General features: G+C 52.3%; 16 protein-coding genes. 4 read left to right on the top strand and 12 right to left on the bottom strand.

The genetic code is table 11. The features are described from left to right. Positions 1–19 precede the first annotated feature (19 nt). The 12 genes from recD to rppH all read right to left on the bottom strand — a co-directional run bounded on the left by recD (position 20) and on the right by rppH (position 18,864). Positions 20–1,879 carry an exodeoxyribonuclease V subunit alpha gene (recD, locus tag RFN81_RS03990; RefSeq protein ID WP_264497887.1) on the bottom strand — a complete coding sequence of 620 codons (1,860 nt, stop codon included), beginning with the start codon at positions 1,877–1,879 and terminating at the stop codon, positions 20–22. Continuing rightward, complete coding sequence (recB, locus tag RFN81_RS03985; RefSeq protein ID WP_264497886.1) at positions 1,876–5,487, bottom strand: exodeoxyribonuclease V subunit beta; 3,612 nt, start codon at positions 5,485–5,487, stop codon at positions 1,876–1,878. Before recB ends, recD begins: the two co-directional genes overlap by 4 nt. Beyond that, positions 5,484–8,420, bottom strand: a complete 2,937-nt coding sequence (gene ptrA / locus RFN81_RS03980) for a pitrilysin (protein ID WP_264497885.1) — start codon at positions 8,418–8,420, stop codon at positions 5,484–5,486. Before ptrA ends, recB begins: the two co-directional genes overlap by 4 nt. Positions 8,421–8,515: 95 nt before the next feature. Then, positions 8,516–11,914 carry an exodeoxyribonuclease V subunit gamma gene (gene recC, locus RFN81_RS03975; RefSeq protein ID WP_264497884.1) on the bottom strand — a complete coding sequence of 1,133 codons (3,399 nt, stop codon included), beginning with the start codon at positions 11,912–11,914 and terminating at the stop codon, positions 8,516–8,518. Positions 11,915–11,976: 62 nt separating this feature from the next. Continuing rightward, positions 11,977–12,384 (bottom strand): prepilin-type N-terminal cleavage/methylation domain-containing protein, encoded by a 408-nt coding sequence (locus RFN81_RS03970; RefSeq protein ID WP_264497883.1) that lies wholly within the window; start codon positions 12,382–12,384, stop codon positions 11,977–11,979. A 2-nt stretch (positions 12,385–12,386) separates the two neighbouring features. Beyond that, positions 12,387–12,842: a YgdB family protein gene (locus RFN81_RS03965; RefSeq protein WP_264497882.1), complete on the bottom strand. Its 456-nt coding sequence runs from the start codon at positions 12,840–12,842 to the stop codon at positions 12,387–12,389. Then, positions 12,839–13,480 carry a prepilin peptidase-dependent protein gene (locus RFN81_RS03960; protein WP_378929060.1) on the bottom strand — a complete coding sequence of 214 codons (642 nt, stop codon included), beginning with the start codon at positions 13,478–13,480 and terminating at the stop codon, positions 12,839–12,841. Before RFN81_RS03960 ends, RFN81_RS03965 begins: the two co-directional genes overlap by 4 nt. After that, entirely contained in the window at positions 13,474–13,977 is a 504-nt protein-coding gene (locus RFN81_RS03955) for a prepilin peptidase-dependent protein (protein WP_264498865.1), read from the bottom strand. Before RFN81_RS03955 ends, RFN81_RS03960 begins: the two co-directional genes overlap by 7 nt. Positions 13,978–14,146: 169 nt before the next feature. Then, on the bottom strand, positions 14,147–14,941 hold the full coding sequence (gene thyA, locus RFN81_RS03950) for a thymidylate synthase (protein ID WP_264497881.1): 795 nt from the start codon (positions 14,939–14,941) through the stop codon (positions 14,147–14,149). 35 nt (positions 14,942–14,976) lie between these two features. Then, entirely contained in the window at positions 14,977–15,843 is an 867-nt protein-coding gene (gene lgt / locus RFN81_RS03945) for a prolipoprotein diacylglyceryl transferase (protein ID WP_264498864.1), read from the bottom strand. A gap of 228 nt (positions 15,844–16,071) precedes the next feature. Continuing rightward, a complete protein-coding gene (gene ptsP / locus RFN81_RS03940) occupies positions 16,072–18,318 on the bottom strand; it encodes a phosphoenolpyruvate--protein phosphotransferase (protein WP_264497880.1) in 2,247 nt (748 codons plus the stop codon). A gap of 12 nt (positions 18,319–18,330) precedes the next feature. Next, positions 18,331–18,864 (bottom strand): RNA pyrophosphohydrolase, encoded by a 534-nt coding sequence (gene rppH / locus RFN81_RS03935; protein ID WP_264497879.1) that lies wholly within the window; start codon positions 18,862–18,864, stop codon positions 18,331–18,333. Between the two features lie 696 nt (positions 18,865–19,560). On the opposite strand from rppH, the gene mutH reads away from it, so the two are divergent. The 4 genes from mutH (at position 19,561) to RFN81_RS03915 (ending at position 22,751) form a co-directional block, all read left to right on the top strand. Next, positions 19,561–20,271, top strand: coding sequence for a DNA mismatch repair endonuclease MutH (gene mutH, locus RFN81_RS03930; RefSeq protein WP_264497878.1), 711 nt, complete (start codon positions 19,561–19,563; stop codon positions 20,269–20,271). Between the two features lie 129 nt (positions 20,272–20,400). Beyond that, positions 20,401–21,117 carry a TerC family protein gene (locus RFN81_RS03925; RefSeq protein WP_264497877.1) on the top strand — a complete coding sequence of 239 codons (717 nt, stop codon included), beginning with the start codon at positions 20,401–20,403 and terminating at the stop codon, positions 21,115–21,117. Positions 21,118–21,278: 161 nt separating this feature from the next. Next, positions 21,279–21,497 carry a YgdI/YgdR family lipoprotein gene (locus RFN81_RS03920; protein WP_264497876.1) on the top strand — a complete coding sequence of 73 codons (219 nt, stop codon included), beginning with the start codon at positions 21,279–21,281 and terminating at the stop codon, positions 21,495–21,497. Positions 21,498–21,710: 213 nt separating this feature from the next. Beyond that, positions 21,711–22,751, top strand: a complete 1,041-nt coding sequence (locus tag RFN81_RS03915; RefSeq protein ID WP_264497875.1) for an NADP(H)-dependent aldo-keto reductase — start codon at positions 21,711–21,713, stop codon at positions 22,749–22,751. The last annotated feature ends 173 nt before the right edge of the window (positions 22,752–22,924 follow it).

Raw genomic sequence — 22,924 nt, 5'->3', positions numbered from 1 at the left:
TGCGTCAGTGGGGAGCCGCTTAAGAAGGCTCCATCAGTGCGCTAATTCTCTCTTTCAGGCCGCTATAGCGCTGCGTTGGCGTCTGCACTGCCCGACACAGAATGCCGATGTCGGTATAAATGGACAAGCGCTGCCGCGCACGCGTGATCGCGGTATACACTAACTCACGCGTCAACACTGGTAAGACATGGTTCGGCAGCACCAACGCCGTATGATCGAACTCCGACCCCTGCGATTTATGCACCGTCATCGCATAAGCTGTTTCATGCGGCGGCAGACGGCTTGGCGTGACGTCTTTCATTTCACCATTCGGCAAAGGGAAAAACACGCGCAGTTGCTCGCGTTCCCCCACCATCGCGATACCAATATCGCCATTAAATAACCCTAATGCGACATCGTTACGCTCAATCATGACCGGTCGACCAGGATACCAGCGATTCAACGGGTTACGACTACGCTGAATCAACCCGGCCTGATGTAAGGCCTGCTCAATACGCTGATTCAGACCGGCGACGCCAAACGGCCCTTCACGCAACGCACACAGTTGCCGATAACGCAAGAAAGCGGAAAGCACGGCATCCGGTCGCGCGCCTGCCGCAATAAGCTGCAAGTACTCTCGATACCCGGCGACACACTGCGCCAGCATTCCCTGATATGCCTCTACCTCGTCAATCGGACGACAGATAATGTCGGCAAATTCGCCATTGAGTACCGCACGGACACGCACATCATCACCACGATTCACGGCGAGCGCGAGTTGCCCAATACCGGAATGCGGATCGAACCGATAGCTACGACGTAGCAGGCAGATACTGTCGCTGACCGTCGTTTGTTCTTTAGCTCCACCGCCGACAAGCTGACATCCCGTTAATCGATGAAGTTGTTGCGCCCGCCCCTGGCTATAACCCGCTTCGGCGAAGCGACAGATATCACCTAATACAGCCCCCGCTTCGACGGACGCCAACTGATCGCGATCGCCGAGAAAAATAAGGCGGGCCTGTGCCGGGAGCGCGGCTATTACATTCGCCATCATCGGTAGATCGACCATCGATGCCTCGTCCACAATGAGTACATCCACATGTAACGGATTATTCTGATGGTAACGCAGCCGCTGGCTATCTGCCACCGCGCCCAAAAGACGATGGAGTGTTGTCGCTTCCTGTGGGAATGCTTCTCGCTGCCGTTGATCGACCACCAGACGCTGTAATGCCGCCCCCAAGGATTCCGTCAGGCGCGCGGCGGCTTTTCCGGTAGGCGCGGCTAATTGAATCCGTAACGCCGGTCCGGTATTTAGCTCAATTAGCGCCGCCAGAAGTTTGGCAACCGTCGTCGTCTTCCCTGTCCCCGGGCCACCGGAAATAACCGCAATACGGCGGGTCAGGGCAACGGCCGCCGCCACCTTTTGCCAGTCAACCTCGTCGTCTGTTTTAGGAAACAGACGGTCAAGAACCGCCCGGATCGCGGACTCGTCAAAGGCGGGCATCTCACGCTCGCCGGCGATAAACTGCGCCACGCGACCTTCACTCTGCCAGTTACGCTGTAAATACAGCCGTTCTTCTTGCAACACCAGCGGCGTTGATGTACTCCCGTCGCTGACGGCATCAAAGGACTGCAAACACTGCTGCCATGCACAAACCGTGTTTACCCCCGCCTGTGTGAGTAGGTCTTGCGCCAGGTCGGGCTCGCGACCATCAAACAGGGTCTGCGCCTGCAAATTCGCCAGCGGTAAACAAACATGCCCCGCTCCTGAATGTGCGCTCAGGCAGGCCGCGGCCAGCAGTAACGCGGGCTGCGTCTCATCCGCCAGCATTCTGGCAAACTGAATATCCAGTGGTCGTAACAAGCGCCGCGCTAGCGCCGTTTCAAGCAACGCGATCATGCGGGTAGCCCTGAATCAACATCATCCATTCCTATACCCTTGCCGCCATCGTCTTTTAATGGCTCACCGTTGAAAAGCGCATCAAGCTCAGTAACAAATTCAGCTGCGGGGCGAAGCGCATAGATGCCATTACCAGGATGAGCCGCCTCAACGCCGCGTAAAAACACATAAAACACTCCGCCAAAATGGCGCTCATAGTGGTAGTCCGCAATCCGATGGCCGAGATAACGATGCAATGCCAACGTGTAAAGCTGATATTGCAGATCGTAACGGTGTTCAGCCATCGATTGGCTCATTGACGCTTGGGTATACGCGCTGGCATCTGGGCCAAGCCAATTGGATTTGTAATCGAGTAGGTAGTAGCGCCCTTCCCAACGAAAGACCAGATCGATAAACCCTTTCAACATACCTTTCACCTGCTGAAAAGAAAGCGGTGGGCACAGTGCAGACAACGCGTCATAACGCTTTGCTAATCGATCCAACTGTGCCGCCTGTATCCGTGCTTCAATGGGAATATAGAACTGTAATTCAGCCTGCTTATCCCTATTTTCCAGTGACGATAGCGTAATCCCGTGATCATCAAGCGGCGTGTTCAACAGCGAGTCCATCCATGCCTTCAAGACCGGGCTCCAGCGAACGTCAAACCCGTGTAATTGCAACTGATCGATCAGCCATCCTTCTTCTACGGGCTGGGTAAAATCCAGCGTTTCAAACAGACTATGCAGAAACGTCCCGGGACTCGCACCGCGTGGAAAGGTATGCGGGGTCAGATGGCCTTCCGCCTCACGCTGACGTTCGCTTATCGCTTCAATATCCAGTCGCGGCACCAACTCCTGCACACTGGCTGAACCGTGCTGTTGCAGCCCAGAATAGCTGGTGACCCGCCAATCATCACTCAACCGACGCGTAATATGGCGAGCCAAAAGCGTTGTCGAGTCAGGTCTATCCGGTTGCCAACGCCGTTCGTCAATTAGCGATAGTGGCGTCAATTCGACGCCGTCGCCCACCATGCTTTCCAACTCGCTGACGAGTGTGGCAGCCTCAGCTTCTTTACCCCGTTGCAGTAAATAGCCTAACGCGCTCAGATGCATATCGCTGCTGCCGTCTTTCTTGCGCGATCGCTGGATGGGCGCGACGCCAACACTACAATGATAAATAGATCGCGTCAGAGCGACATATAGCAGGCGTAAATCTTCTGCCAACCGCTCCTCTTCCGCCAGTTTTTGCGTTTCTTCACTATTTTGCAGATCCAGCATAGCCTGATAGCTGGCGCGATCGTGATAGACCCCCTGCTCCTGCACGCGATAATTACTGATGAAAGGCAGCCATACCAGCGGATATTCCAGCCCTTTCGATTTATGGATCGTCACGATCTGAACCAGATGGCGATCGCTTTCCAAACGTAGTTGTTGATTCTCGGCTTGCGGATTTGGCTGGGCAATCTGTTGCGATAACCAGCGCACCAGCGCGTGTTCACTATCGAGCATTGACGACGCATCCTGCAACAATTCGCCAATATGCAGAATATCGGTCAGACGACGCTCCCCGTCGGCACTCGCGAGTAGATTCTCGGCCAGCCGATGTTGGCTCATTAGCGCACGCAGCATGGGTAGCACGCCGCGCTGACGCCACAACGCACGATATCCTGCAAATTCATCCACCAGCGCGTCCCATGCCCTTTCACTTTGCCCCAATGCATCAACCTGCACGGCATCCATCCCCATCAAGGACGTCGCCATCGCACTGCGTAATGTACGTTCCTGTTCTGGTGCCAGCACCGCCTGTAACACCCATAAAATATCACTGGCTTCTGGCGTACCAAAGACGCTGTCTCGGTTAGACAGGTATACTGAAGGAATGGACAAACGTTTAAGAGCATCACGAATCAATGAGGCTTCGCGTCGGCTACGCACCAGCACGCTCATATCGGACGCCTGAACCAAACGCCGCGAATCATCACTGATCAACCAGGCTTCATTACGCTGGCTGGCGGACAGCCAGTCACGGATCTGCGCGGCACATTGGCGCGCCATCTGTTGTTGATAATCGCCAATACCAATAGGTTCCTGGCCCGTCAGCCAGTATTGCAGAGCAGGCTGAAGCTTGCCTGCTATCTCAAACCGCAAACCGCGTTTAGCCTCGGCAGGCTTAACCGACTGGAAGGGGATATCTTGAAAAATAAAAGGATTGTCGAGACGTTCAAACAGACGATTAACGCCATGAACCATCTGGTGCGACGATCGCCAGTTCGTCGCCAAAGTATAATGCGCGTGGACTTCCCCTCGAGCATGCATGTAAGTAAAAATGTCCGCACCGCGAAAAGCATAAATTGCCTGCTTAGGATCGCCGATCAATAGCAGGCCACACTGAGGCTGCCCGACGTATAACGTTCTGAAAATCCGATATTGTTGAGGATCGGTATCCTGGAACTCATCGATCATCGCCACCGGATAGCGTTCGCGGATAGCGCTGGCAAGCCGATCCCCCTCCGGTTGCTGTAACGCCGCATCCAAACGGCCCAGCAGATCGTCAAAACCCAACTCTGCACGCTGCCGCTTTTCCTCATTTACCGACGTTCGGATCGCCGATAGCGCACGCACAATGACCAAGTCACGCAGAGATAGCGTGGTTTCCAGCAACCGCTGCGTTTCCTCAAACAGGGCATGGACGGGCGGCTCGCCCTTCTTGGTCTTCTCGATTAACGTGTGCTGGGCAAACCTCTCCAACTCTTTCGGCAGTTGATAATCCCGTGTTGGCTGCGCCGCCCACTGAGTGACTTTCTGTAGCCAGTTGGGAAGATGTTTGCTGCTATAGCTGCGTTTATCAACGCCAGAATCACGAATCAGCGCTTCCAAACCCGCCGCTGACGCCAGCCAATGTTGTTTATAGGCATCGATCGTCGCGACGATCTTCTCATGCCGACGCTGCAACGTCTCGCCCTCCTCTGGCATCAGGCGCAATGCGGGCGCTTCGCCGTGCAGATAAGGCGCTAAGTCGGCCAGCAGATCTTCCGGCCCTTTCCACTCCAGACCGATAATTCGAGCAATAGCGACCGGTAGCGGGTAGCAATAACGACGCCAGAAATCAGCACAGGCCTGACGCCGCAGCGGCTGCTCATCTTCTATCAGCACATGTTCAAACAGGACACCGGACTCAAACGCATTCGTACTAAGCATTCGTTGGCAAAAACCATGGATCGTGTAGATCGCCGCCTCATCCATTTGCCGTTCAGCTGCCAGCAAGATATCGGCCGCCTCGCTAAGATCCGCGATTTCCGCCAACAATGGTCGAAGAGATGCATCCTTATACGTCTGCGCCATATTACCCGGCGCGCTGGTGCGCAGGCAGGCAATGCGCAATGCGTGGATTCTGGCACGGATACGCTCTCGTAATTCCTCCGTCGCGGCTTCCGTAAAAGTGACAACGAGAATTTCCTCGACCAGTAACGGGCGTGGATACGCCGCTTGTTGACCAAGCCCCAGCAGCAGACGCAAGTAAAGTACCGCAAGCGTATACGTTTTCCCGGTTCCGGCCGACGCCTCAATTAGTCGCTCCCCGTAAAGCGGCAACGACATAACGTCTAACGATTGCGGCGCAACATTTGTCATTCCACAGCAACCTTCTCAGCGATGCCCGACGCTGTTGGCGCTGGAATCATGGCGGGGGGGTTCTCATGCGGTAGCGTCTTCTGCAACGAGGACGCATCCGCGTAGGTATGCCATCCTTTAGGCGCAGCATAATCCGCCTTGCCATGATGACTGCCAGAAATTTGCGACAGAACCGCTAATCCTTCTGGCTTTAGCGCCTGTTGAAAGAAATCGGCCAGTTGCGTTACCGTCAGCGGTTTAATTTGCGCGATCAATTTTTCACGCGAGTCAAAGGCAAAGTTTTCCCGATCCAAATCCTTGCGGAAGCGGCCAGCCTCTTCACCCAGTGTTTGCGGACGCTGGCGCAATTCATTAATCACACCTTGTTTGTACTGCGCAAATTCCTCTTCGCGCATTTCACGCAGCCGCTTTTGTGCTTTTTGATAAAAATCTTCATAACGCTGATAAAGATACGCAGGCTGTTTACTATTGCTTTGCAGCAGGAAGCCGATGCCCATCTGCCGGCCAATAGAGAATGGGAAGGCGAACACAGCATAGCCGAGCTGCTCCTCCGTTCTTAACTGGCTGTAGAACCAGGGCTGAATGATTTGCCCCAATACCGAGCTGTACGCCATGCTTTGTATTTCCGAGTAGCCTGCCGGCACATATACCGCCGCTAAAGCAGAATCTGAGCTACTACCTGGACGCTGTAGGTTAGCAAGCTGCGCTTTACTCACTTTGACATCGTCACTACGTGACAGATTTTCCCCCTCCGCTTTCAGATGCGCTTTCAGCGTATTGGCTAACTCGATAACGCGCTCTGGCGATAGGTTACCTACGACTAACATTTCCGGCGTCGCTTTGTGCAATAAGTCGTTACGGTAGTTAACGACATCTTGTAAGCGAATATCCTTTAGCAGATTACGGCGTTCGCTGCGTTCGAAATAAGGTAGTTGTGATAATGCCTGAATTGGCTGCAACGCCTGTTCAAACGCTTTTGACTTTTCTACCGCATCCAACTGCTGTAAATACCAGGATTTTGCCTGCTCCAATTGTGCTTCGGTTGGATTAAAGGAGGCATAGCCATCTGCCAGCGTCACCAACAGTTGTGGTAGATGCTGAGTGTAGCCGTTGGAGCTAATTACCAGGCCATCATTACTGCGGGTGGAAAAACCGATCCCCCCAATCGAAGCCTGGTAGCTGAGTTCATCTAACGCCAGACCTGCCAGATAATCGTTTAACGCAAACAATACCTGATGGCGGGCGGTGCTGCGCGCCTCCTGATTGCGCAGATATAACGTGATTTCCGCTTTTGGCTCATCGGAAAAATAGCGGCTGGGCATATACAACACACGCAGCCCTGGCTGATTTAGCAGGAGCGACGGCTTCACTATTGTCTTATCCACATCGATCAGAGAAAAATCATTCGGGATATAAGGGTTTATCGTGGGTAGTGACAGCGCGATTTTTTGCCCTAACCGTTGCCATTTAGCGAAGGTTTCTGATGGGATTTTGTCCATCTCATAGGGTGCATCGACAAAATAGGCGACTTTGTTATGGGGTTCATTCGGACTAATAATCCAGATACGCGCATTCTGCGGCGCCATCTCTTCCAGACGCGCAGCAATAGCCTGCGGATCGTAGCGATCCGCAATATATTGCGCATCAAGGGTATGTTCGATTGGTACCCGTAGCATAGTATCCACCAGCCATTCTATGTAATCCATATCCCGGCTAATGGACGGATAACGGAAATCCAGATCGAGAACATGCGCCATCTCATCAAAATAACGTGGCTGAATTCCCTCGGTACGGATTTGTTGCAGGTAACGAAATATGGCGGCGATGACCTCGTCACGCTGAGCCAGCCCTTTATCCGTTAGCGAGACTGAAATAGCGAACAGGCCGCCGTTACGATCGAGCATCGGCGACGACCCTGCACCGATAGACTCAACCAGCCCTTCCTTTTGCAGCCAGTCAGAGAGCGTATTCTGGCTACGATTACCGATCAGATAACTAATGTAAGTATCCGTCTTACTGCGAAATGCCTGACTAATATTGCTAACGCGAAACTCGATCCGGAGCTGTTTCTTTGGCTGCGCGGGAACATAGTGAAGCATCACGCCGCGCTGCTTCTCCGTCGTGACCGGAACGGTAATGACCGGAACGCTGGCATGACGATTAGCAATACGACCAAAGGTATCCACCGCTATCGTCGCCAATTCAGACAGCGGTTGATTACTGTAAATCACGCCTTTCATCAGATTAGCTGAGTAGTATTTCTGGTAAAACTTCACCAGTTCATCATGTAATTTACTGCCGGGTTTATCGCTCAGCGTTTCAAGGTTACCTCCCGAAAAACGTGCGCTTGGGTGCAGCGGATTCAGCGTCTCTGCCCCAACTTGCGCCATGCGGTGACCGTCGCGCGAACGCGCCATCGTCAATTCCGCATTCACGGCATGACGCTCACGATCGGCGTTCACCGGATCGAGAAGGGGCTCTGCTATCGCATCAGCCAGACGATCCACCGCGGGCCGCAGCGCTCCGTTTTCCACTTCCAGATAAAATGCCGTGCGGTAAGATGCCGTACTGGCGTTGTAGCTACCGCCATGCTTTTTCAAAAACTCGGATAACGCTTCCGGCTCGGGGTAACGCTTGGACCCCATCAGCACCATGTGTTCGAGATAATGCGCTAACCCCAACTGACTATTGGGATCGTCCAATGAGCCAATAGGCAACGCCAGTGATGCCAGTGATTTAGACGCCTGCGGATCGGAAACCAACAACACGACCATGCCGTTATCCAGTTTGATCGCCTGGTAATGTCGCGGATCTTTTTCACTTTTTCGGATGGTCTGAGCTAGCGGCTGCCAGCCAGTTTCAGCCCAGCTTGCCGGAAGCCAGAATGTGAATAACACTAACCACCCAGTCATCCAGATCCACTGTTTACGCATGCAATTATCCAACCTCATCTCCCTCACTTTCCACGTTACAGTGCATGATCTTCCCGCACCTAGAAATCGCGCCTATAGCGGCAACCACAACATCATCACGACAAATTAGAGCGGAACGCTGGCAGTAACCAGGTCTGCGCCGCTTCAATCACTTCATTCATTCGTTTTTCATCTAACTCTCGAACAATACGTTGCAGGTAATAATCCTCACCTTCGCCCCGCATTACCATATTGCCCTGCCAGGCTTGCAGCAGACGCATCCGCGCTTTATTTTGCGTCTCCTGATCTAACCGTAGGCTATCGCTGTCGCGATCGTAGCACTCAGCCAGCCAGGCGCTCCCCGCTTTATTAAGCAGTAATAATGGCTTCATCATTCCCTGACGATATCCATCCAACATGAGGATCAGGTGCTCACGAGCCTGCGTTTCAGATAGAGCAGCAAAGCGCCACGTCGTATTCTCGCGCCCATAAAGACGACTTTCCCCCTTGCCCCCGGTCGCACAGTAGGCCAGATGTTCCAACCACAGCGTAATGCCATCCTTCATAGAAAGCGTGCCCGGACGCCAGCGCAGCAAACCCTCCGGCTGCACCTGATTTAGCCAACCGCTGACGCGCACACCGTCAAGGCGTATATCCACTTCTCGATTCACTGATAGCGAGGGCGTAAACGCATCACGTACGCGCGCAGCCAACTGCGCCATCTCTTGCTGTTGCTCCTGCCAGTAAATTTCGCCGAATGCGCCATAAGGCAGCGCACCCGCGGCTCTGGCCCGGCGATATAACCGTTCGGTATCGCCTTCACTAATCAGGGTATTAAGTAATTCGCTATTCCATTGATAGCGATTAAGACCATCCACCACAAAAGGTTCTTCATCCAGCAGTTCATCGCTGTGCAGCATGAAACTCACCCCCAACCGTAGTTGGAAAAAGGCGCGCACGGGATGACGATAAAAACGCGTTAAATCGTCCAGGCTGATATCCCTATCGCTCTCCCTCTCAGGTAAAGCCTGACGATCGAAATCAGGCTGTGTTTCCCCCCGCCGGCATGCCGCCGCCAGCCATTCTGCGGCGAAACTCAATGGCTGTGGCGTAGGTTGAAAGTTGTCCGCATCAAACGGCATTCGACTGTGTTCACGGCAGAGGTGCTGCAAGACACGCTCCGCGCTACGGTCGATATCCAGCGCTTCATCCCCCGGCAACACATAACTTTGCGCAATATATTCCATGAGTTCACTGACCAATACGGAAGGGTAGCGGCGCGTATTATCCTGAATCGAGCGCCCAATATAGCTGATATAGAGTTTATGCTGCGCGGACAGAAGTGCTTCAAGAAATAAATAGCGGTCATCATCGCGCCGACTACGATCGCCACGCTTGATTTTCCGCCCCATGAGATCGAACCCTAGCGGTGGCAATGTGCGAGGATAGACACCATCGTTCATACCCAGCAAACAGACGACCTTGAATGGAATGGAACGCATGGGCATCAGTGTACAGAAGTTGATCGCCCCCGCCAGAAAGCGCTGGGTAAGACGCTCCTGATCGAGACGTCTTGACAGCTCATCACGTAACAATGTAATTGGCACCCGTTGCGGATATTGCGCCAGCGTTCCCATGCTAATCACGTGCTGCCACTGTTTCTCGACCAATGCCAGCGCCGCTTCGGTTTCGCTATCGGCAGCAAAGAAAGCATCGATCAACTCCCGACATAACGGTAGCCAATCGACCAGCTCGCGTGGCTGAGACAGGCGCTGTCGCCAGTCATGGATCTGCATCAACAGTTCGGCGAGTTGGCCAGCCAACTCCGCAATCAACCCACGGGATTCATCATAGGGCAGCACCCCCTGCCAGTCGCCTGCCTGACTGTCCATTGCATAACCCAGTAGCATACGCGTTAGACCAAAGCGCCATGTATGTTGCCCTGTTGGCGGTAACTTCAAATCGCGTACATTATCGTCATCCAGGCCCCAGCGCACGCCAGATTCCACCACCCACAAGCGCAAACGCCGTAGCCCTTCCTCCTGAATACCGAAACGCGCGGCCAATGCGGGCACTTCTAGCAATGCCAGAATTTGTTCCGCAGTAAAACGGCTGGAGGGCAAATCTAACAGGCTGATGAAAGCCTGTAAGGCGGGGTGTGCATGTCGAGCGCGCTGGTCGGAGAGGGCAAAAGGCAGATAACGGTTATCCGGCGCATTACCAAACACCGCCTGAATAAACGGCGTGTAGCTATCAATGTCTGCCATCATCACAATAATGTCGCGCGGCATCAGTTCAGGATCGTCTGCCATCATGGCCAACAGCCGATCGTGGAGCACTTCGACTTCACGTTGCGGGCTATGGCAAGCGTGAAAATCAACAGAACGATCGTCGCACGCCAACACCCGTTTTTGCGTACTGACCTGCTGTGTTTCATTGCTAACGGCCACTATCGCGTGATCTTCAAGCTCAAGGATATCACGCTGCAAAGTTTGCAGTAGCGTCTCACCATCCAATTCGACAAAGGCATCAATTTCCTGCACATTTTCTAACTCAGCCAGTAAATACAGGTTATCGCGACCCAGCTTTCCCCACGATGCCAGTAACGGATTATTGAGTAACTGTTTACCCTCGCCGTTAAACAGCGTTTCCGCCTGTGAGGGATCGCGAAATAGCGAACGCGTCTCATCGCTCGGCTCACGATCAAAACGATGTAAGCGCCGACTGCGGGCTTTTAATTTTGCCAGAAATTTATAATCCTGAATGTCGCTCCAGTAATGACGGCAGGGATTAGTAAAGAGTAGGTGCACCTCAATATGCCGTGACGTTGCCGCCAACGCCTGTAAATAGATGGGGGGCAAGGCCGAGATACCGCAGATAAAAATACGGGGCGGGAAACCGTTCGGGCACGCATCCAACTGCGCTAACGCTTTTATGAAACGTTGATACAGGATTGCATGGTGCCATTCAGGCTGCGCTAATTCGCGCGTGTAATCTACCAGCGCACGCCACAGCGCAGATTGCCATTGCTGGTTCCCACCGAGGTCATCAACCTGTTTACCCTCTTGCCATGCCGCGATCCATTCGGGGCGATAAATCAGATATTGATCGAACAGATCCGCTACGCGTGCGGCCAGTTGATGCAGCTTGCGCTGGTTGTCATCATCCTGCAAATAGTGATGTAGTGCGGCAAATTCTGGCTGCACCAGTAAATTGGGCAGCAAGTGCATCAATTTCCACGTCATCGCATCCTTGCTGAAGGCGCTTTCTTGTGGAATATCCGGCAGCACATGGCGACACATATTCCACAAAAAAACACCGGGTAATGGGAATTGAATGTTGGCAGCAATACCAAAGTGCCCAGCCAACTCAATTTGCAACCACTGCGCCATTCCTGGGCTTTGTACAAGGATCACTTCCGGTTGAAAAGGATCCGCCAGCGGCTGACGTTTTATCAGTTCAACCATCAATTGTTTCAGGATATCCAATTGATTGGAGTGATAGATTCTAAACATTCTGTCTCCTGCTCGCCGTGGCGTAAGATTGATTATGCATGTGGTTTACCCAAGGACATCGACTAAACAGGCGACCGGCAAAACCAACGACTCAGTGTAGCCTGATAGCGGCGTGGCGTCATGACGCTTGCCGTTACCTGGCGGCATTCGCCGTTTGATACCGGTGCCAACAGACTAAACTGCCAGTTTTTACTCGCAAGAGACGCGGTATCTTCAAGATAGGGAGGATGGTACGGTACGCCCGCCTCAAAGGCCTCTAACTGTTGTAGCGCAAACCGCCAGGCCTGACGTTGCTGCAACTGATGCTGAAATGATTGCCGCAAGATCTGGTGATAGTGCAGTAACCCCATCAGCGACACAGCAAACAACAGTGCCGCCACCAATGTCTCAACCAGGCTGAACCCCGATTGCCGCTTTATCCGCCCATGGCCCTCTATGCTATTCTCGGCTTCATCACTATTTAGTTTCATCGTTATTCAGTTCCATCACAGCGCGTCACATCCTTATCAGGACAAAAATCCAGCCAGCCATTACGTAGGGGGTGAAGCGCAATCTGCCCCGAAGACAGCGCTAAAAATGACACTCGCTGGTATAACTGTAATGGCCGCTTAGAAGCTGGGTAAGTTCCTTCACCTCGTAACAGGCCTTGATCTCCCACTGACGCAGCACGCAGGCACACCACAAGTTGTTCCACTACTCGTTGCCGACACTGCCAATGTTCAGTTAATACGTTCCAGCGTTGACCTCTTCCCCAATTCAATGAAGACAACGCCTGATTGAAAGCACGTAGATAATGTCGCTCATCATTTCCCACCAGAATAGCCGTATCAAGCTGGCGCTGTAGCCCCGACATTAATAGCAGGCCAATAATCGCGATTAGCAGCACCATAGCCAGTGTTCCACTTCCCCGTTGCCGGCCTTTTTTCATTGGTTTCGCCCTAGTATCAGGCGGACGATATGCTGTTTTACCGCAGGGCGCCTCGCCCAGTATCCCGCCAATTGTAATTCATATAGCGCCATCTCATTTTGCGTAGTAAGACGCTGTAAACGGAACGCAGTAAGCATCACCTCCTGCGGATCGAACAGCTTTTCCCATCGATCCCCTTGGCAGTTATGCGCCCCGCTCTGAATTTCCAATGCACGGTTGCGCAGGCGATAGCCAAAGGACTCGGCATCCTGCTGATCGCCACCATCCCATGCGCCATTCCGATTCAGATCGTAAGAGACATTCAGACAACTGTTTCCAGCCTCGCCCGGATAATTCCCGATACTGATCGCCTTTCCCCGACACGTTCCCGCGCAAAACCCCGCTCGACGGATATCTTTCTCAATCCCCATCGCTACCTGACTGAATAACTGCGTCAATCGGAAACCCTGCGCGCTATCCTGGCTTTGACTGCGTAGTAGAGGGTACAACTGCGCGGCTGACAGCACGATCAGGCTACCTAAACTCAGCGCTAACAGGGTTTCCGGCAGTGTGAAACCACAGAGGTTACGTTTCCTCTTAAGCCGTCTCAGACTCATGTAACCTGACGCGGTCTGCTCTATGCGATGCTGTTTCAACATAGTGGAATCGCCAGAACAACGCGCGATTCGCTGCATAGGCGCATACGCCCCCTCACTGAGATGACCAGTCGCAGTTGTCCCGCCCTATTTGATAACGAGATATGCCCGGCCTGCGCCGCGTTACGCAAGCCAAAGAAAGTAAAAACAGGGCTAGTAAACGCGGTCAGCACGACATCCTGCGTGCGACGGACAAACTGATCCGACCGCGCCTCTCGGCATGCTTCCTGTTGCTGTTTGTCATTCTGAACAGCCACCATGCACCATTGTTCCCCCTGTGGAATGAGCTTCACCGTTCGGGTTGCGTTATGCCAGTAGGCATTCGCCTGAACCCGTTGCAAAAAATCCAACAGTTGCTGCGCATTTTGCTCTAAACGAATTGCCTGCTGATATTGAATCCAGCCATGCACGCCGCTGCCCGCCATCAGCGCCACAATCGTCAGCACCACTAATAATTCCAGCAAAGTAAACCCCTGCCGTTGCCGTTTTTCCATTTTCATCATGTCAGAATAATGATTTCTGGTAGCCAAAACAGCGTGTTGTCAGCGCTATGCGCGGCGGTGCGCAATGTTTTAGTTCAACGATGTAACGGCATAAAGCCTGTGCGTGGCGGCGGGAGAAACGACATAAAAAAGGCCGCGGAGTGCGGCCCATTAAAAGAAAGTGACTTTAGATGGCGACAGGCGCTTTGATAGCAGGATGCGGATCGTATCCTTCTATTTCAAAGTCCTCAAAGCGATAGTCGAACAGCGTGTCCGGGCGACGCTTAATCACCAGCTTTGGCAATGCGCGCGGTTCGCGACTTAACTGTAAATGCGCCTGCTCCAGGTGATTGTTGTACAGGTGCGTGTCCCCGCCAGTCCAGACGAAATCGCCAACGTCCAGATCACACTGCTGCGCCACCATATGTACCAGCAGCGCGTAACTGGCGATGTTGAACGGAAGGCCGAGGAAAATGTCGCACGAGCGCTGATAAAGCTGGCAAGAGAGCTTACCGCCCGCCACATAAAACTGGAAAAACGCGTGGCACGGCGCCAGGGCCATTTTATCTAATTCGCCGACATTCCACGCAGATACGATAATACGGCGAGAATCTGGATCCTGCTTCAACTGGGCCAACACCTGCTTCAGCTGATCGATCTGGCGCCCGTCCGCCGTTCCCCACGCTCGCCATTGTTTACCATAAATCGGCCCCAAATCGCCGCGATCATCCGCCCATTCGTCCCAAATACTGACTTTATTTTCATGCAGATAAGCAATGTTGGTCTCACCCTTCAGGAACCAGAGCAGTTCATGAATAATCGAGCGTAGATGGCATTTTTTAGTCGTCACCAACGGAAATCCATCCTGCAAGTTGAAACGCATCTGATGACCAAAAATTGAGCGTGTCCCCGTGCCGGTACGGTCGGCTTTCGGCGTGCCTTCCGCAAGCACTTTTTCCATCAATTCCAGATACTGTTTCATACTACCTCACCACAAAAATTGAAAAATGACAGCACTTATTGCTGCTCAGGCCGACGGCGATAAGCCCAAACCATCATCAGAATACCGGCAATGACCATCGGCAAGGACAGTATTTGTCCCATGCTAAACAGGCCGCCAAAGAGGCCCAGTTGAGCATCCGGCTGGCGGAAGAATTCGGAAATAATACGGAATATGCCATAACCGATCAGAAATAACCCGGATACGCTGCCCATGGGCCGGGAGCGGCGAATAAAAAGATTGAGAATAATAAACAACGCTACCCCTTCCAGCATCATTTGGTATAACTGGGAAGGGTGGCGCGGCAACATGCCGTACTGATTGAAGATGGCCTGCCACTGCGGATTAGCCGCGGCTAACACGATATCTTCACCACGAGAACCAGGAAACAGCATCGCCCATGGCGTGTCCGTCGTTACGCGTCCCCACAGTTCGCCGTTGATAAAATTCCCCAGTCGGCCGGCGCCAAGGCCAAAAGGGATTAAAGGAGCAATAAAATCAGCGACCTGGAAAAAATGACGCTGGGTTCGATGCGCGAACCACAGCATAACGCAGATGACGCCGATTAAGCCGCCGTGAAACGACATGCCGCCGTCCCAAACTTTGAAAAGGTAGAGTGGATTTTCAAGAAATGATGGAAATGCATAAAACAGAACATAGCCCAGACGCCCACCGACGAAAACCCCCAAAAATCCCATATACAGTAGATTTTCAACTTCGTCTCTGCTCCAGCCGCTGCCCGGTTTATTCGCCCGACGTACCGCCAGCCACATGGCAAACACAAAGCCGACCAGATACATGAGCCCATACCAGTGAAGCGCCAGCGGGCCAATTGAGAAAATTACGGGGTCAAACTGAGGAAACGCCAGATAGCTTGTCGTCATCATTCACCACATATTTTATTGTGTTACCCCGGTTTCCGGGATCGTCATTAATAGGCAAAAGGCAGGAGAACGATCTCGTTCCTGCGAACCGCGGTGGCGAATCATAGCATACGTACCGACAGTCGTTGTTCGCAGAGGGGAAAAGTTCTGTAAAACATTAATACGTACTACTACTCGATAATACGTACTGACACTCGCTGGCAGGAACCCACCCTAGCGTGATTTCCATCATCGCCCACCTCGAACCAGACCGCCTAATCCACGCGCCTCCATGAACATCGCGACCTGCTGGCGAACAACGGTGGCGCTTTCTGCACTCAGTAACCGCTGTACTAACGTCTGAGACTCGTCCAGCGTGATTTTGCGTAGCAGATATTTAATGCGCGCGATGCTGCGCCCATTCATGCTGAAAGAACGATAGCCCATGCCAATCAACAGCAGTGCGCCAGGCGCTTCACCCGCCATTTCACCACATACGGAAAGCGGAATATGATACCGCTTACATTCGGTGGCTATCATGTTTAACGCCTGTAATACGGAAGGGTGCAGACCATCATAGAGTGAGGCGACATGCGCATTGTTACGATCGACCGCTAGCAGGTATTGCGTCAAATCGTTGGTACCGACCGAAATAAAATCGATACACGACGCCAATTGAGGGATCAGAAACAGCATTGACGGAACTTCGAGCATGATCCCAATGCGTGGTTTTGGCTGTGGGCCTCCCAGCAACTCCTCAACTTCTCCCACGGCCTGCTTAATCAACCGCCGTGCCTCGCTAATTTCATCCAAGCTACTGATCATCGGCAGCAAAATATTAAGATTGCCGATATCGACATTTGCACGCAGCATAGCGCGCACTTGAATCAAAAAAATTTCAGGCTGATCGAGCGTAATACGAATACCGCGCCAACCGAGGCTCGGGTTTTCTTCGCTGATCGGTAAATAAGGCAATGGTTTATCCGCACCGATATCCAGCGTGCGCAACGTCACTGGACGAGCAGGATAAAGCTGCAACATGCGTTGGTATTGCGCCATTTGCTCATCCTCGGACGGAAACCCGCTTTGCAACATAAAAAGCACTTCCGTGCGATACAACCCCACGCCATCAACCTGGCTAATAAAACGATTTTCATGTTCGGCGTTTAAACCCGCATTCAACATAATCTGAATGCGCTCGCCGCTTTTCAGCTCGGCAGGCCGATCCATGTCATCTTCAGCCAGACGCGTCAGCGCATTTTCTTCCGCCAGCAGATGCTGATACTCCTGTAACAGCGCCGGCTCAGGATCGACCAGCAACTCGCCACGATAACCGTCAATAATAAGCAGGCGCTGGTGCAGCAGATCGGGCTGGATATCCGCCCCCACCAGCGTGGGAATCCCCAGTGCACGCACAAGAATCGCCGCATGCGAATTGGCGGCGCCATCGTACACAACTACGCCAGCCAACCGTTCCGATGGAAGTTCCGCTAGCAGTGTTACCGTTAATTCGTCCGCCACGAGGATGAAACGCTCCGGCCACTGCCCCATGATTTGCGCGTTATCGTCCAGGTGAAACAACAGTCGTTGCCCTAATGCGCGTAAATCGCCTGCGCGTTCACGTAAATACGTATCCTGTAAATGGGCAAACCGCGCGGCAAATCGTTCAATCACCTGTTTTACGGCCCACTCGGCAACATTGCCCGCATCCACTTCCTGAAAGAGTTCGCGTTTAAGCCGCGCATCATTGAGTAAATGCGAATACAAATCAAAAATCGCAGCGCTTTCTTTCTGTGCGCTCGCGTTAAAGCGCTTGCTAAGGCGACGGAATTCCGCCGTCGCGTCTTCCAACGCCTGCGTTAGACGAGAGCGTTCGCGCTCGCGGTTCAGACTCGACGCGGGGAAAACCTGTTCCAGAGAAGGCTGGGTACAATCCTGCCAGCCTGGGGCAATCGCGACGCCAGGCGCCGCAGCCAGCGCCTTGATGCAGGTCTGACGATATTGGCCAAACAGCGTTTTTATCTGCGAAAGGGAAAAAATAGCGGCCATTTGCATGGCCAGCGTCACCATGAACGATTCTTCATTTTTATCAAACTGACGGTGTTCACGCTGCTGAACCACCAGCACGCCGAGTAGGTGTCGGCGGTGGATGATAGGAACACCAAGAAAAGCACGAAAATGCTGCTCTTTCACGGCGGGAATATATTTGAAACGGGGATGAGACTGCGCATCGGCAAGATTAATCGGCTCTGCGCGTTGCCCAACCAGCCCAACGATCCCCTGCCCAAACGCAAGTGTTACCGTGCGCCCGCGCGGCTTTTTCAACCCGCGCGTCGCCATCAGGTAATAGCATTGGCGATCGTGATCGGCCAGATAGAGGGAACAAACCTCCGTGTTCATCGCCTGACAGGTTTCATTGACCAGAATGTCCAGCGCATCACTAAGGCGGGACGTTGCCGCAACATTTTCGACAATTTCTCGCAGGCGCGTGAGCATAATAAGTCTAAACTACCCTCTTTTTCGTCGAGAACCGGATGGGGGAGTCCCCCGCGTCGCAACACTCTCCTGGAGCAATATCACCGGGCTGATAAATTCTTTCATCACGCGGCGATACACATCACGCTTGAAAGAAACGACCTGGCGTACCGGATACCAGTAACTGACCCAACGCCAGCCATCGAATTCCGGCGTGCTACTGCTCTGCATATTGATATCCGATTCATTGCACATTAACTGTAGCAAAAACCACTTCTGCTTTTGGCCGATACAGACCGGTTTTGTATCCCAACGCACCAAACGCTTTGGTAATTTGTAGCGTAACCAGTTACGGGTAAATGCCAATACACGCACATCCTTTTTTCTTAACCCGACTTCCTCAAACAGTTCGCGGTACATCGCCTGCTCAGCACTTTCGCCGGGGTTAATTCCCCCTTGCGGAAACTGCCAGGAGTGCTGACCATAGCGCCGGGCCCACATGACTTGCCCCTGCCGATTACAAATTACAATACCCACGTTGGGGCGGTAGCCATCATCATCGATCACCGGACTACCTCGATAAACATTAATGCAATAGATAGGTTGATTGTTTCACACTCCCGACAGGCGGTAAACCACTGCTTAGAATGCATGTGATACGAATAAAACTACGATAACCCACAGATAAGATCAAAGTTATAAACATGGTTAGTGTGCAGACCGCGGTTTATTCACTTTTTCTGTGGACATCGTTGTGCAGAACCCATGAAGAAGTGAGTAAAACTCTTCTTTCGCCAAAAGACAAAACGGCCAAAACCAGCAAGAAAACCTCACTTACTCATTGAATTTAAATCACTTAATCTTGACTCAGCCCATACATTAATTAACACCGGAATGGCATGATAATCTTATTGGCGAAAGATCGCACTATGTCGATTTTATCCACAGGCAATGCCGTAAAGTCAGCCAATAAATAGGCTAAAACAGCAAAAATCATAGGAGTCAAGGCTGTAAATTGAACCAGTAATTCATGATTATGTGGGTTATCCAATAAATCTGTGGATAACCTAGTGTAAGATCCTGTTTATTATCGGTGGCTATACGTGCACAGTTTGCCAGGCGCAACGTCATCATTGCTATCACACGCAAAAAAAACGCTACGAATCATGCTATTATTTTTTTCTGCACTGAATTATCGACCGTGCATGAACATGTTTTATCTATTGCGTTTTTTTTAACCAGGTAAACATCGAATCAGAAGCTATGAATTTACCCAGAATTCACACAACAGCTCCGCCGCATGAACAGGCCTTATTGGAACGCGCACAAGCGCTTGCGGGGTATTCGCTTGCGGAGTTAGCGGACATCGCGCGCCTGCCTCTTCCCGCCGACCTAAAACGGGATAAAGGCTGGATTGGCATATTGCTGGAGCGATTTCTGGGCGCGAGCGCAGGGAGTAAACCTGAACAGGATTTTCCAGACATCGGTGTTGAACTAAAAACCATTCCGATCGATGAACAAGGCAGGCCGCTGGAGACCACCTTTGTCTGTGTCGCACCGTTAACCGGCAACAGCGGCGTTACGTGGGAAAGTAGCCACGTTCGACATAAGCTCGCCAGAGTGTTGTGGATTCCGGTGGAGGGCTCACGCTACATCCCCCTGGGAGAACGCCGTATTGGCACGCCGCTTATCTGGAGCCCTAGTGAAGAAGAAGAGGAGCAACTCCGCCGCGATTGGGAAGAGTTAATGGATCTGATTGTGTTAGGTCGGGTTGAAAGCATTACCGCCCGGCATGGCGAAGTGTTACAGCTACGCCCTAAGGCGGCAAATAGTCGGGCCTTGACGGAAGCCATTGGCGAATGGGGCCAACCTATCCTGACATTACCGCGCGGATTCTATCTGAAAAAAACCTTTACCGGGCCGCTTCTCGCCCGCCACTTTATGCCGACGGACAACGGAACGCCGTTAGCTTGACGGCTCCCCGCCCTGAAGGACGGGGATTCCCACTTCAAGGATGCTTAATCAGAGCCTCACGTCGTTGTACACATGTCGGAGTCGCGGGGTATACTACCGTTTATGCTCTGTTTAAGGTAAATCGCTATAATGTTCAGTTGGATTTTTGATCCGAATGCCTGGTTGGCACTAGGAACGTTGACTATCTTGGAAATCGTTCTCGGGATCGATAATATTATTTTCCTGTCTCTGGTTGTCGCTAAACTCCCAAAAGCACAGCAAAACAAAGCGCGCCGCTTGGGGTTGCTTGGCGCGATGTTGATGCGTTTAGGGCTACTCGCGTCTATTGCCTGGGTCATGCGCCTGACGACCCCACTGTTTACTGTTTTCGACAATGGTATCTCCCTGCGCGATCTGATCCTGTTTTTCGGCGGGCTCTTTCTCATCTGGAAATCGAGCAAAGAAATCCACGAAACCGTCGAAGGCGGTTCGGAAGAACATACCGCAAAAGTACACTCTTTCTTCGGTGCGATTATTCAGATCATGCTATTGGATATTATCTTTAGCCTGGATTCGGTTATCACCGCGGTTGGTCTTTCCGATCACTTATTCATTATGATGGCTGCCGTTGTTATCGCCGTTGGCGTGATGATGTTTTCTGCACGCGCCATCGGCGAATTTGTTGAAAGTCACCCCTCGGTCAAAATGCTGGCGCTATCGTTCCTGATCCTTGTCGGGTTCACCTTGATTCTGGAAAGTGTCGATATCCATGTACCAAAAGGCTACATCTACTTTGCGATGTTCTTCTCAATGTCTGTCGAGGCGCTGAATCTTTTACGTGGTAAAAAGCAGAAAGCAGCGCTTTGATTGCCATGTCGCGTATGCGTTCACGTAGAAATAGGTAACTGGATCGGCCGGTTACCTACGTACGCTCATCGCAATCACATTTTCCCATTATTCCTACGTTAACCACCGCACGCCTTTGCTAGACTCAGGTTAGCGTTTTCATTTATTGATGAGTTAATTCGATGAAAATAGGTATAAAAGCGGCGATAACGTTGGCACTACTCTTCACCCTTGCTGGCTGCTCCAGCCACTACGTCATAGCCACCAAAACAGGGGAAATATTCCTGACACAGGGCAAACCCGTGTTAGACAAAGACACCGGGCTACTGCGTTATACCGATGAACAAGGCAATCAGAAACAGATCAACGGCGACCAGATCTCCCAGATCGCGCGGCGCTAGATCGCCGCACATGCGCCATCCCCTGCTACCGGTGGTGTGATGCGCCATCCCGCTGAATAATCTGCAAACGGCAACAGAAGAGACTTCCCCACGCGCTACAGCTTCGTTTATAGTCGAACCAGGTGTGTTTTCCCAGACGCATTAAAATCGCCGCAAATCATGTGGAAATGATAGGAAAACCATCGGCTATTTTCAGACATAAGGAAGCTGGCAATGCAATATCACCGTATTCCCCATAGTTCTTTAGAAGTGAGCGTACTGGGTCTTGGTACGATGACCTTTGGCGAACAGAACAGCGAGGCAGACGCTCATGCCCAGTTAGATCACGCCATTGCCGCAGGTGTTAACCTGATAGACACAGCAGAAATGTACGCCGTTCCTCCTCGCCCGGAAACTCAGGGGCTAACCGAGAAGTTTATCGGTTCCTGGCTGAAGTCCCGCGGTGGTCGCGAAAAATTGATTGTGGCGAGCAAGGTCTCCGGCCCGGTGCGCGGAAACGATCATAGCATCCGTCCGCAGCAGGCGCTGGACAGGAAAAATATCCGTGCCGCACTGGATGCCAGTCTGCAGCGCCTGAACACCGATTATATTGACCTCTACCAACTCCATTGGCCGCAGCGCCAGACTAACTGTTTCGGCAAACTAAACTATCAATATACCGATGACAAACCGGCGGTCACGCTGCTTGAGACGCTGGAAGCGCTGAATGAACAAGTGCGTGCCGGTAAGATTCGCTACATTGGGGTTTCCAATGAAACGCCATGGGGTGTGATGCGTTACCTGCATCTGGCGGAAAAACACGATCTGCCGCGTATTGTTTCGATTCAAAACCCCTACAGCCTGTTGAATCGCAGTTTTGAGGTCGGTCTGGCGGAGATCAGCCAGCATGAAGGTGTAGAACTGCTCGCCTATTCGTCACTGGCATTCGGTACGCTGACGGGGAAATACCTGAATGGCGCCAAACCCGCGAACGCGCGCAACACGCTGTTTAGCCGCTTCACCCGCTATACCAGCCCGCAGGCTGAGGCGGCGGTTGCCGAATACGTGGCGCTGGCGCAAAAGCACGGTTTGAATCCGGCGCAAATGGCCCTGGCGTTTGTGCGTCAGCAGCCGTTCGTTGCCAGCACGCTACTGGGCGCGACCACGCTGGAGCAGTTGCAAATTAACCTCGACAGCCAGCATCTGACGCTGGATGGCGAAATTCTGGATGAGTTGGAGGCGATCCACCGACGCTTTACGTTCCCCGCGCCATAAGTCACGCCGGGCGCACAAAGTCCCTCTGAATATCCTACTTAAAAAGCTAATGCCAGAAGGTTTATGTTCCTCATAGACCTTTTGGACGGTTTTTTTATCAGAAATAACCCATCGTATGGTTAAACAATCCAAAAGTTAAATCAGCTGACGTTCAATACATATACAAAAAAAGT

The sequence above is a fragment of the Pectobacterium cacticida genome, from assembly GCF_036885195.1.
Classification (GTDB): Bacteria; Pseudomonadota; Gammaproteobacteria; order Enterobacterales; family Enterobacteriaceae; genus Pectobacterium; species Pectobacterium cacticida.
The sequence above is the reverse complement of the archived record's forward strand: the minus strand, read 5'-3'. Positions and strand labels throughout refer to the sequence as shown.

Coding starts and splice junctions, on each gene's coding strand:
- recD (WP_264497887.1), bottom strand. CDS start 1,879: ATGATCGCGTTGCTTGAAACGGCGCTAGCGCGGCGCTTGTTACGACCA.
- recB (WP_264497886.1), bottom strand. CDS start 5,487: ATGACAAATGTTGCGCCGCAATCGTTAGACGTTATGTCGTTGCCGCTT.
- ptrA (WP_264497885.1), bottom strand. CDS start 8,420: ATGCGTAAACAGTGGATCTGGATGACTGGGTGGTTAGTGTTATTCACA.
- recC (WP_264497884.1), bottom strand. CDS start 11,914: ATGTTTAGAATCTATCACTCCAATCAATTGGATATCCTGAAACAATTG.
- RFN81_RS03970 (WP_264497883.1), bottom strand. CDS start 12,384: ATGAAACTAAATAGTGATGAAGCCGAGAATAGCATAGAGGGCCATGGG.
- RFN81_RS03965 (WP_264497882.1), bottom strand. CDS start 12,842: ATGAAAAAAGGCCGGCAACGGGGAAGTGGAACACTGGCTATGGTGCTG.
- RFN81_RS03960 (WP_378929060.1), bottom strand. CDS start 13,480: ATGTTGAAACAGCATCGCATAGAGCAGACCGCGTCAGGTTACATGAGT.
- RFN81_RS03955 (WP_264498865.1), bottom strand. CDS start 13,977: ATGAAAATGGAAAAACGGCAACGGCAGGGGTTTACTTTGCTGGAATTA.
- thyA (WP_264497881.1), bottom strand. CDS start 14,941: ATGAAACAGTATCTGGAATTGATGGAAAAAGTGCTTGCGGAAGGCACG.
- lgt (WP_264498864.1), bottom strand. CDS start 15,843: ATGACGACAAGCTATCTGGCGTTTCCTCAGTTTGACCCCGTAATTTTC.
- ptsP (WP_264497880.1), bottom strand. CDS start 18,318: ATGCTCACGCGCCTGCGAGAAATTGTCGAAAATGTTGCGGCAACGTCC.
- mutH (WP_264497878.1), top strand. CDS start 19,561: ATGAATTTACCCAGAATTCACACAACAGCTCCGCCGCATGAACAGGCC.
- RFN81_RS03925 (WP_264497877.1), top strand. CDS start 20,401: ATGTTCAGTTGGATTTTTGATCCGAATGCCTGGTTGGCACTAGGAACG.
- RFN81_RS03920 (WP_264497876.1), top strand. CDS start 21,279: ATGAAAATAGGTATAAAAGCGGCGATAACGTTGGCACTACTCTTCACC.
- RFN81_RS03915 (WP_264497875.1), top strand. CDS start 21,711: ATGCAATATCACCGTATTCCCCATAGTTCTTTAGAAGTGAGCGTACTG.